At 70.9% G+C, this 11,000-nt stretch carries 9 protein-coding genes; 3 read left to right on the top strand and 6 right to left on the bottom strand.

The features are described 5' to 3' along the window. Positions 1-144 precede the first annotated feature (144 nt). The 5 genes from ACF1CT_RS03170 to ACF1CT_RS03150 form a co-directional block, all read right to left on the bottom strand. Positions 145-1,644, bottom strand: coding sequence for a glucoamylase family protein (locus tag ACF1CT_RS03170; RefSeq protein ID WP_391782002.1), 1,500 nt, complete (start codon positions 1,642-1,644; stop codon positions 145-147). 539 nt (positions 1,645-2,183) lie between these two features. Next, positions 2,184-3,386, bottom strand: coding sequence for a glycoside hydrolase family 1 protein (locus tag ACF1CT_RS03165; RefSeq protein WP_391782001.1), 1,203 nt, complete (start codon positions 3,384-3,386; stop codon positions 2,184-2,186). 221 nt (positions 3,387-3,607) lie between these two features. Beyond that, on the bottom strand, positions 3,608-4,516 hold the full coding sequence (locus tag ACF1CT_RS03160; RefSeq protein ID WP_391782000.1) for a carbohydrate ABC transporter permease: 909 nt from the start codon (positions 4,514-4,516) through the stop codon (positions 3,608-3,610). After that, entirely contained in the window at positions 4,513-5,505 is a 993-nt protein-coding gene (locus ACF1CT_RS03155) for a carbohydrate ABC transporter permease (protein WP_391781999.1), read from the bottom strand. The genes ACF1CT_RS03160 and ACF1CT_RS03155 overlap by 4 nt, the downstream gene beginning before the upstream one ends. Before the next feature lie 5 nt (positions 5,506-5,510). Then, complete coding sequence (locus ACF1CT_RS03150; protein ID WP_391781998.1) at positions 5,511-6,761, bottom strand: sugar ABC transporter substrate-binding protein; 1,251 nt, start codon at positions 6,759-6,761, stop codon at positions 5,511-5,513. Between the two features lie 321 nt (positions 6,762-7,082). On the opposite strand from ACF1CT_RS03150, the gene ACF1CT_RS03145 reads away from it, so the two are divergent. Beyond that, complete coding sequence (locus ACF1CT_RS03145) at positions 7,083-8,081, top strand: acetylxylan esterase (protein WP_391781997.1); 999 nt, start codon at positions 7,083-7,085, stop codon at positions 8,079-8,081. Positions 8,082-8,298: 217 nt separating this feature from the next. Here ACF1CT_RS03145 and ACF1CT_RS03140 read toward each other — a convergent pair whose 3' ends face one another. Beyond that, positions 8,299-9,363 (bottom strand): LacI family DNA-binding transcriptional regulator, encoded by a 1,065-nt coding sequence (locus ACF1CT_RS03140; protein WP_391781996.1) that lies wholly within the window; start codon positions 9,361-9,363, stop codon positions 8,299-8,301. Positions 9,364-9,533: 170 nt separating this feature from the next. Between ACF1CT_RS03140 and ACF1CT_RS03135 the strand changes: the two genes are divergently transcribed. After that, the gene (locus ACF1CT_RS03135; RefSeq protein ID WP_391781995.1) at positions 9,534-10,079 is read left to right on the top strand and encodes a MarR family winged helix-turn-helix transcriptional regulator; all 546 of its coding nucleotides are present in this window, start codon (positions 9,534-9,536) and stop codon (positions 10,077-10,079) included. A gap of 130 nt (positions 10,080-10,209) precedes the next feature. Further along, positions 10,210-10,764 (top strand): isochorismatase family protein, encoded by a 555-nt coding sequence (locus ACF1CT_RS03130; RefSeq protein ID WP_391781994.1) that lies wholly within the window; start codon positions 10,210-10,212, stop codon positions 10,762-10,764. Positions 10,765-11,000: the final 236 nt, after the last annotated feature.

Raw genomic sequence — 11,000 nt, 5'->3', positions numbered from 1 at the left:
GTGCCCCCCCCCGGGTATACTCTTTCCCGGGGGTCGGGGTGACCGGGGGGGTGGGTGGGGCTGGGGGGGGGCCCCCCCCCCCGCCCCCGGGGGGGGGGGGGGGGGCCCCCGGGCGGGCCCCCCCCCCCCGCCCGCCCCTCCCGGTCAGAGGGAGAAGCGTTCCTTGGCGAGCAGCGGACGTACCCGTGACCGGAACCCGCCGGTGCGGAAGGGGCGTTGCAGCAGACCCGGGCGGAGGGCCTGGGCCAGCGCCGCGGCGATCATGCCCTGGTCGAGGGCGAGCAGGTAGTCGCTGACCCGGCCGGTACCGACGTTGACGGAGTCCCGGAAGCCGTATCCGGCGTGATAGGCGCCGAAGTCGCGGTCGAGCGCCCGCAGGTTGGCGATCGCCTCGTCCGGCGCGTAGGGCAGGGCCAGGAACGAGGCGTGCGGGGTGACCACCCCGTTGGTGAACGCGGACGGGGGCGGCAGCGGGGCGCCGTCCGTGGTGAAGGTGCGGTCGGTGTTGGAGGCGTACCCGTCGACCTGCATGCCGATCGCGTCGACGCCGTACTCCTGGTACCCGCCCTCGGGGATGTTGGCGGGGGAGAAGCCCCAGTACCCGTACCGCGCCTCTTCGAGACCGTGCTCGATGTGACCGCGGACGTAACGCCGGTGCGTCAGCCCCCAGGAGTGCGGCGACCACTCCGGCTCCGGCACGAACAGCGGCACCATCAACGCCTCGAACATCGAACCTCCCCAACTGGGGACGATCTTCCTGCCGCGGTGGGTGTAGTGCCCCTGCCAGACGCGCACGCCGTCCATGGCGACGTAACTGCCCTGCGGGTGCTGTTCCTGCTCGTGTTCGGGAAGCATGGTGCGCAGCAGGTGCCAGTAGTGGTCGGAGGGCAGTGAGCCGTCTGCGATGCCCAGGTAACTGGCCATGCGGGGCTCGGTGTTGAGCGCGCCGTAGTGGTGGCCGGTGGGCTCCCCGGTGTCGGTCCAGAAGCCGCCGCGAAGCTGCCCGGGACCCGCGACGGGGTCGGCCGGGTCGTAGGGCGTGTAGTAGTACGACCAGTGGGCGGTGGCCAGGACGCGGCCGATGCGCGGACGCAGGGCGGGGGCGGCGTCGGCGGCGATGCGCAGTCCGGTGACCAGCCAGGCGTTGTCGACGGAGGAGAGGAACGGGCGTACCGGGTCGCCGGTGCCGGGCCACTCGGTCAGGACCGAACCGTCGTGCGCGTCGTACCAGTTGAGCCAGAAGCCGTGGTGGCGCTCCAGCTTCTCGACGGCCCGGACGGTGCGGTCCAGGCGGCGTTCCATCGTGGCCCTGTCGATCACGCCGAGGCCGGCGGCGGCGACGGTCGACCACAGACCGCAGCCGATGTTGGTGGGCGAGGTCTGCCGGGACCGGACGGGGGCGCCGGGGCCGCTGACGTCGATCTTGTCGACGGGCAGGCCGAGGTCGGTGGTCATCGCCTCCATCGACCGGTAGGTGTCGCGGAACCAGCGCAGCAGCAGTGGGGCGTGCGCGGAGGCGACGGGGCCTCCGGCGGACGCGGTGCCCGCGGCGGGGGCGGCGTTCGCGGCGGGGGCGGTCAGGGCGCCGAGGGACAGGGCGGCGGCCCCGGTTCCCGCGGCGGAGAGAAAGGTGCGACGGTCCATCAGATTCCTTCGAAGAAGAGCCACCGACTGTGGACGGTGGACGGGTTTCGTTCGTCGGGTGTGCTGAGGGCCTGCCGGGTGACCTCCGACCGGGCGGCCACGACCTGGCGCGCACGCTTCCGGCACTGCCGGAACGACCGGGCAGCTCCGCCACCGGGCCCTCCCGGCGCCTCGGAATCGCATGCACCATGCCCCGTCCGCTCTCCGGTCGAAGGCCACCCGACAGGCTCTGAGGGCGCGAGGTGCCGTGGTGCGTAGGGCACCCGTGCGCACGACATGCGTGCGCACGTCATGTGTTGCCTCTGACATGTGTGCCTGCGGCATGCGTGGGTACGGCACCCGCGCGGGCGGCGGGCGTCGGCGGGGATGGAGACGCGCGCCGCCCACGCGGGCGGAGGGGTACGGGAACCGGCGTCCGTCAGGTGTCGCCGGTTCCCGTACGGGCGGGAGCGGTCGGGCCGCTCCCGGTCCGGGGCCGGGTCCTCGTACGCGCGTCGCGGGGCGGACGGCGGTGCGAGGACCCGGGACGAGGGCCGACGTCAGCCGGCGATGCGCGGCAGGGCGCGGGTGCGGCCCATCTCTCCCAGCCACACGGCGGACGGCTTGGGCAGCCGCTCGAAGGTCTCCGGGTCCCAGCCGATCAGGCCGAAGGTGGGCTTGTAGGAGCCCCACTCGTAGTTGTCGAGTGCGCTCCAGGCCAGGTAGCCCCGGATGTTCAGGCCGTCCTGGATCGCGGACGCTACCTCGTTCAGGGCGCCGGTGTAGTAGTCGACCCGGCGGCTGTCGTCGTCGGTCGCGATGCCGTTCTCGGTCACGATCAGCGGCATGTCCGCGCCGATCACCTCGGCGGTGTGGCGCAGCGCGTGGCCGACCGCGGCGGGGTAGTACTCCCACTGGGTGAGGGTGCGCTCGACGCCGTCCGGCGTCGGTATCGGGCCCTCGGGGCCGATCTTGGTCCGGGTGTAGGACTGCACGCCGATCCAGTCGTCGCCGCGGGCCGCCTCGATGAAGACGTCCTCGCGGGGGTGCCGGTAGGCCGCGGTGACCTCCTCGGCGCCGGGCAGCGCCTGGTAGACCTGGTTGGCGATGGTCCAGCCGACCTGGATGCCGGGGTCGATCGCCCGGACCTCCTTGACGGCCGCGTGGTGCGCGGCGATGACGGCGTCGGTGGTCTCGTCGTCGGGGGTCGGCAGACCGGCGGGCGGGAAGCTGTTGTCGCCGCGCTTGGCCTGACCGGCCATGACGGCGATCATGTTCGGCTCGTTGATGGTGCAGACGTGGCCGACGCCCTCGGCGATCACCGGCGCGCAGGCCGCGACGTAACGGGCGAAGAGCTCGACCGCGCCCTCGGCGGTCCAGCCGCCGCGCGCCTCGAACCACTGCGGGACGGTGAAGTGGTGCAGGGTGACCATGGGGCGCAGGCCGCGTGCGATCGCCCCCTCGACCATGCGGCGGTAGTGGGCCAGCTCGGCGCGCGAGAAGCGGCCCTCGGCGGGCTCGATGCGCGCCCACTCGATGGAGAACCGGTAGTCGGTGAAGCCCAGCGAGGCAAGGACGTCCATGTCCTCGTCCCAGCGGTGGTAGCTGTCGCAGGCGTCCAGGCTGGGCTCCTGGATGTGGGTGCCCTCGGCGTGCTCCTTGACCCACCAGTCGCAGTTGGTGTTGTTGCCCTCGATCTGGTGGGCGGCGGTGGAGGCGCCCCACAGGAAGCCTTCGGGGAACGGGACCTGGGTGTGAGTCATCGCAGACTGTCCTTCTGATGGGTGTGAGGGGTGGGGCCGGTGCGCGCGGGTGAGGGCGCGCGGCCTCATACGTTTCGGTGGGGCGGGGCGTCGGACGGGACCGGTTCCGGGGACCGCCGCCGGTCGCCGGGACGGACCTGCCCGCCGGGACGGGACGGTGGCCGGTACGGGAGGCGGTTCCCGGCGGCGCCGGTGCGAACCCCGTGTGTCCGCCGGGGTGACTACTTCATGCCCGCCGTGGCGATGCCCTGGGTGAAGTGCCGCTGGAGCGCGATGAACACGACGAGGACCGGCAGCACGATCAGGAAGGATCCGGCCATCAGCATGCCGTTGGACCCGCCCGCCTTGTTGGGGTCGGTGGCGAAGGTGGCCAGGGCGACCGGCAACGTGTACTTGTCGGGGTCGTTGGTCGCGATGAGCGGCCAGACGAAGTTGTTCCAGGAGCCCAGGAACGTGAAGATCGAGAGCGTCGCCAGGGCGGGCTTGACCAGCGGCATCACGATCCGCCAGAAGATGTACCACTCGCCGGCGCCGTCCATCCGGGCCGCCTCCAGCAGCTCGTCCGGGATCGACTGCATGAACTGCCGCATCAGGAAGACCCCGAACGCCCCGGCCGCGAACGGCAGCACCAGACCGGCGTACGAGTCGATCAGCCCCAGCTTGCTCATCAGCACGAACAGCGGCAGCAGCATCAGGTTGCCCGGCACCATCAGGGCACCGAGGACCAGGCCGAAGATCTTGCCGCGTCCGGCGAAGTTCAGCTTGGCCAGGGCGTAGCCGAGCATCGAGCAGAACACCAGGTTCGAGACGGTGACCAGCACCGCCACGATCACCGAGTTCATGAAATACAGCGGCAGGTCGAGCTTGTCGAGCAGGTCCCGGAAGTTGTCCAGGGTCCACTCGGTCGGAATCCACACCGGCGGGCTCGCGGTCAGCTCCTGCGTCGTCTTGAACGCCGCGAGGGCCATCCACAGGAACGGCGCCGACATGATCAGCAGACCGAGGGAGAGCAGGACGTAGACGAGGGGACGCTTCGAACTGCGGGACTTCCGCGGACCGGACGGCAGCGGGGTCACGGACTTCTTCGACGGCGCCGTCGGGACGGCGCCCGGTGCACGGGTGGCGCTCATTTCGTGTTGTCCTTCAGCAGTCGGAGCTGGAGCACCGTGATGCCCATGATCACCACGAAGAGGACATACGCCATGGCGCTCGCATAGCCCATGTGGAAGAAGTTGAAGCCCTCGCGGTACATGTTCAGCGACACGGTGAGCGTGGAGTCCGAGGGACCGCCCTGCGTCATCACGAACGGCTCCTCGAAGACGTTGAGGTAGCCGATGGTGGTGATCACCGTGGCGTAGAGCAGCGTCGGCCGCAGCAGCGGCACGGTGATGCCCTTGAACTCCTGCCAGGCACCGGCGCCGTCCAGTCGCGCGGCCTCCCGCACCTCGGTGGGGATGGCCTGCAGACCGGCGATGAAGAGCACCATGACCGTGCCGAGGTTGCGCCAGACCGCCATCGCGATCATCGACGGCATGGCGAGCGTCTCGGAGCCCAGGAAGTCGGGCGAGGTGAGGCCCACTTCGGAGAAGAGCCCCGCGACGAGCCCGTCGCTCGGGTCGAGCACGAACCGCCAGACCACGGCGACCGCCACGATGGTCGTGACCACCGGGGCGTAGAAGCCGACCCGGAAGAAGGTCCGGGCCCGGTCGATGCCGTTGTTCAGCAGCACGGCGACGACCAGCCCCAGGAAGATCGTCAGGGGGACCCCGATCACGACGAAGTACGCCGTGTTGAACAGCGACTTGAGGAACTTGTCGTCGCTGAACAGGTTGACGTAGTTCTCGAAGCCGATGAAGTTCGCGTCCAGCGGGTGCGTGACGTTGCGCAGCCCGAAGTCGGTGAAGCTCATCACCAGCGTCGCGAGGATCGGGAACGCCATGAAGACGAGGAAGAGCACGAGGAAGGGGGTGGAGAACAGCCAGCCGGCCAGGTTCTGCACCCCCATCGAGGGCTTCCTGCCGCCCCGGCGACCCGCGGGCCCGGTGGCCGGGGACCCGGAGGTCCCCGACCCGGCCCGCACCGTGGCCGACTCCGCGGCCTTTGAGGTCATGGTGCGCATGACTCCTACTTCACGAGGCCTTCGATTTGGGACTGGGCCGTCTTGAGCGCGTCCTCGGCGGACGCCTTGCCCTGGGTGACCTTGGCGATGGCCTGGTCGACCTTGTCGGTGATCTCGGTCCAGTTGGACAGCGAGGGCGAGGACTTGGCGGTGTCCATCTGCTTCTTGAAGACCTGGAGGTTCGTGTCGTCGGCGAGGTCACCGGAGGTCCAGGCGGACGTGTTGGCCGGGAGGTCCTTGGTGCGCTTGTACCAGTCGGCCTGGCCCTTGGTGTCCGTCAGGTACTTGATGAACTCGGTGGCCGCGGCCTTGTGCTCGCTGTCCTTGGAGATCACCAGGGAGGAGCCGCCGGCCATGGAGACCGAGGACGTGTCGGCGGGCACGTTGGCCACCGCCCACTTGCCCTCGATCTGCGGCTGGCCCTCGTTCAGCAGGGTGACGTGCCAGGGACCGCCGAAGAACATCGGGACGCGGCCGTTGCCGAAGTCCTTCACCACGTCGTAGCCGGGCTGGACGGACTTGTTGGACAGACCCTTGTCGAAGTACGAGCCGTACTCCTTGAGCGCCTTGACGGCCTCCGGGCTGTCGATGACGGCCTTGCCCTGGTCGTTGACGATCTCGCCGCCGGCCGAGTACAGGAAGGAGTAGAAGTTCTGCACCGTGTCCAGGCCGCTCGGCTGGATGGACAGGCCCCACTTGGTCCCGGCCTTCTTCTGGTAGGCCGTGGCGAGGTCCTGCATCTCCTTCCAGTTGGTCGGAGCCTTGGTGACACCGGCCTTCTCGGCCAGGTCGGTGCGGTAGTAGAGGACGCGGGTGTCGACGTACCACGGCACGCCGTACGCCTGGCCGTCGACCTCGCCCTGCTTCCAGCCGGACGGGAAGAAGTTCTTCTCGTCGAAGGTCTTGGTGTCGACCGGCTCCAGCACACCGAGCTCGGCGAACTCGCCCATGTAGCTGCCGCCCATCTGCGCCACGTCCGGCAGGGTGCCGGCGGCGGCGGCGGCGACCAGCTTCTGGTGGGCGACGTCCCAGCCGACCGGGGTCACCTTCACGGTCACGTTCGGGTTGGCCTTGGTGTACTCCTTGGCCACATCCGCGAGCTTCTCGCCCTCGGCACCCATGGCCCAGACGGTGATCGTCTGCTTCTTGTCCGCGGCGACGTCGTCGCCACCGGAACTGCCGCACGCGGTGAGCCCGAGGGTGAGCGCGGCGGTCACGGCGATGCCGGCCGAGACGTTTCTGGCGGTGCGGGACATGGAGGGCTCCTCCTTGAGCAATCCGGATGTATGCGCTGCCTGTAAGCGCATACATCACTCTGCGGCAGGGATTCGGGATTCCGCAAGAGGGTGCTGGGTCACACTCGTGCAACGTGCTGGACACCTGAACGTCCGACTTGGCACGGTAAACGCGTTGTTTGTGAAATTGGTAATGATGTGACCGATTTCGCGTTGTTGATGGAGTCCTGCGGTGATCCGTGACGATGGCTGAGTGATCGTCCGCGCCGGTGGTAGGGGGCCCGCGCCGGTGGGGCCGGGTGGCGATCCGTACCGCCGGGGCCGGGCGTTACTGTCGTGACCATGGCTTCGTTCGCACACGATTTCCCCTTCGATCCGGCTTACGGGCGCACGCTCGACGACCTGCTCCGGATCCCCGCCCCCGACGACGCGCCGGACGACTTCGATGCGTTCTGGCGGGCCCGGTACGAGGAGGCCCGCCGGGTCGCCACGGAACCCGAACTGGGGCCGCTGGAGGAGGAGCGCGACGGCGTGCGCATCCACGGGGTGACGTTCACCTCGGTCGGCGGGGTGCGGCTCGGCGGCTGGGTCGTGCTGCCCGCGGAGGGCGCCGCGGAGGCCGAGTACGGCTTCGTCATCGGGCACGGCTACGGCGGCCGGCAGGAGCCGGGGCCCGACGTGCCGCTGCCGCTGCCCCGGTCGGCGGCGATCCTGCCGTGCGTACGGGGCATGGGTACGCGCGGCCTGCGGGCGGGCATCCCGGACGTCTCCTCCGGGCACGTGCTGCACGGCATCGCGTCCCGCGACACCTACGTCCTCGGCGACTGCGTGGCGGACCTGTGGTGCGCCGCCTCCGCCCTGCACGAGCTGGTGCCGGAGACGGCCCGCACGGAGAACGGCCCACGGCTCGGTCTCCTCGGCGAGAGCTTCGGGGGCGGTCTCGGCGCACTGGCCCTGCCCTGGGACGACCGGTTCGCGGCCGCGCAGCTGACGGTCCCGACCTTCGGCAACCACCCCCTGCGGCTCACCCTGCCGTGCGTGGGCAGCGGGGAGTCGGTGCGCACGTACCACCGGACGCATCCGGAGGTCACCGAGGTGCTGCCGTACTTCGACGCCGCCACGGCCGCGAGCCGGGTGAAGCGGCCCACCCTGGTGGCGGCGGCGCTCTTCGACCCGTCGGTGCCCCCGCCGGGGCAGTTCGCCGTGTACAACGCCCTGGCCGGGGAGCGCGAACTCCAGGTGCTGGACGCCGGGCACTTCGAGCACCCGGGGACGGCGGCGGCGACGAAGGAGCTCGGCGCGGCCCGGAGCCGGTTCTTCGGGGCGCATCTGGGCCGGTGAGGCGGGGCGGGCCGGTGCCGGGACACCCCGTCCGGCACCGGCGCGGCCACGTCCGTCATGCGGAGGTCCGGGGCGCGGGGCCCGGGCCGTTGCGGCGGGCCTCAGCCGCAGTGGATTCGGCCCGTTGTGGGCTGGGCCCCAGTGTCGGCCGCGATGGATCCGGGCCGTCGCGGGCCGCAGTCGCAGTCGCGGTGGATCGGGGCCGTTGCGGCGGGCCTCAGCCGCAGCCGCAGCTCGCGCGGCGGGCCAGGGACACCGGCAGCATCAGGGTGACCGGGTCGCGGTCCCGGTCGGCCAGGCGTCGCACCAGCAGCTCCACGGCCTCCTCGCCGAGGCGGCGCATGGGCTGGCGCACCGTCGTCAGCGGTGGGCGGACGAGCCGGCTGAGCGGAATCCCGTCGAACCCGGTCACGGCGATGTCCCGCGGGACATCGATGCCGCGCCGCTCCAGAGCGTGCAGCCCGCCGACGGCCATCTGGTCGTTGGCGAAGAGCATCGCCTGAGGCGGTTCGCCGCCCCGGTCGAGCAGGGCGTCCGTGACCCGGAAGCCCTCCGCCTGGGTCATCATCGTGACGTGTGCGGCGGGCGCGTCCGGCACCGGGAGTCCCGCGTCGCGGCATGCCTCCCGGAACCCCGTGAACCGTGCCTCGGCGTCCGGGGAAGCGGCCTCCCCGCCGATGAAGGCGAGGCGGCTCAGCCCGTGGTCCTCGATCAGGTGGCGGGTGACCGTCCGCTGCCCGTCGGTGTTGGCGACCACGATGTGGTCGAGATGGTCGATGCCGCGCCGGCCCGCCACCATGACCACCGGCAGTCGTCGTGAGATCACTTCGAGGTCGGCGGTGGGCACGGTGCCGGCCAGCACCGCGAAGCCGTCCACCCGCCCCGCGACATTGGCCAGCAGACTCTCCGGGCCGCCCTTCAGCGAGGCGGAGGCGGCGATCAGCAGGGCGTAGCCGTGGCGGCGGGCCGCGCGTTCCATGCCCCGGATGACCTGGTCGGAGTAGAGCATGAAGGCGTGGTCGTCGTCCTCGTCGGTCGCCGCCGCCTCGTTCTCCGTGTCCGGGTCCGAGTAGTCGGGGAAGCAGAGGCCGAGCACGCCGGTGGTCCGGCTGGCCAGGCCCCGGGCGTTCCCACTGGGTACGTACCCGAGCTGGCGGGCGGCCTCAAGCACCCGCTCACGGGTCTGGGCGCGCACCGAGTCGGGGGTGCGGTAGACCCGGGAGACCGTGGCAATGGAGACGCCCGACCGCTCGGCGACGTCGTACACCGTGGGGGCACTCACTCGACCGACCGTCCGCTTCTTCCTACGTCCACAAGCACCTGCTGTCGCACGTACCGACCCTCGACTGAAAGCGCATTCACCCTAGATCGCGGGTCATGTGACGGGCAAGAGCGTTCCAAGAACCGACAGGCAACCTTGCAAGGTTGCCTGTCCATCCTTACGTTGGCGTCATGCCGGAACCGACTGGGAATCCGTCCGATCCGCCCCACTTCTCCCGCCCGTCCGGGACAACCGGGACATCTGGGACCTCCGAGCCGTCCCGCCCTTCCGAGCCGTTGGCGTCCTCGGGCGGACCGGCCCCGGAGCAGGTGGCGCAGCGGCTCACCGCCGTGATCGGCCGACTGCTGCGTCGGCTGCGCACCACGTCCTCGGACAGCCTGCTCACTCCGACGCAGAGGTCGGTGTTGAGCAGGCTGGACCGGGAGGGCCCGGCCACCACGGCCGCACTCGCCCGTGCCGAGTTCGTGCGCCCGCAGTCCATGCGGCTCACCCTCGGCGCGTTGGAGGCCCAGGGGCTCGTCGGGCGGGCTCCCGATCCGGCCGACGGCCGCAAGTCGGTGATGTCGATCACCGGGTCCGGTCTCGCGGTGCTCACCGCGGTCCGTGCCGCCAAGAACGACTGGCTCGCCGAGGCCATCGCCGCCGAACTCGACGACGAGGAGCGCCGCACGCTCGTGGAGGCCGCCGATCTCCTCGGCCGACTGGTCGGGAAGTGACCGGCCCTCGCCGGTGGGCGCCCCGTGCCACCGGTGAGCGACTCGATTCAGCGGTGAGCGACCCATGCCACCGGTGAGCGACCCGTTCTCGCCGATCCCGAACCCTCCCAGCGCAGACAGGAGCACTGTCATGACCGCCACCACCCTGGACCCGAACACCGCCCTGGTCGTCGTCGACCTCCAGAAGGGCATCGTGGGCCTGCCCACCGTCCACCCCGCCGCCGACGTCGTGGAGCGCTCCGCGAGGCTCGCCGACGCCTTCCGTGCCAAGGGCCTCCCGGTCGTTCTGGTCCACGTCGTCGACGGTGCCCCCGGCCGAACCGAGGGGCCGGCCAGGTCCGGAGGCCGGCCGCCCGCCGACTGGGCGGACATCGTGCCGGAACTGGGCCCGCGCGAAGACGACATCGTCGTCACCAAGCGCACCTGGGGCGCGTTCCACGGAACCGACCTCGACCTGCGACTGCGCCGCCACGGCGTCACTCAGGTCGTCCTCACCGGCGTGGCGACCAGCGTCGGCGTCGAGTCCACCGCCCGTGCCGCCCACGAACACGGCTACCACGTCACCGTCGCCACGGACGCGGTCACGGACATGGACGCCGACGCCCACCGCAACAGCGTCGAGAAGATCTTCCCGCGTCTCGGCGAGACGGACACGACGGACGCGATCGTCGAACTGCTCGGCTGACACGTCCGAGGCGCGAGGAGCGGAAGCGGTACCAGGAGCGGGAAGCGGAACCAGTACCGGGGAACCAGTACCGGGGCAGGGGCCGGGCGGGGCCGGGGGAGGAGCGGGGGCGGTGGCGGGGCGTGCGAGGTGTCGACCGTCCGGGGTACGGGAGGCTGCGCCGCACGAGTGAGGTTCGAGGAACCGTGCGCCGTGTCTGCGCCGCCTCCCGTGCGAGGGCGCCTTCAGTGGATTGG

This window comes from Streptomyces sp. NPDC014734 (assembly GCF_043083325.1).
In the GTDB taxonomy this organism is placed as follows: Bacteria; Actinomycetota; Actinomycetes; order Streptomycetales; family Streptomycetaceae; genus Streptomyces.
This window is presented reverse-complemented; position numbering and strand designations above follow the sequence as displayed.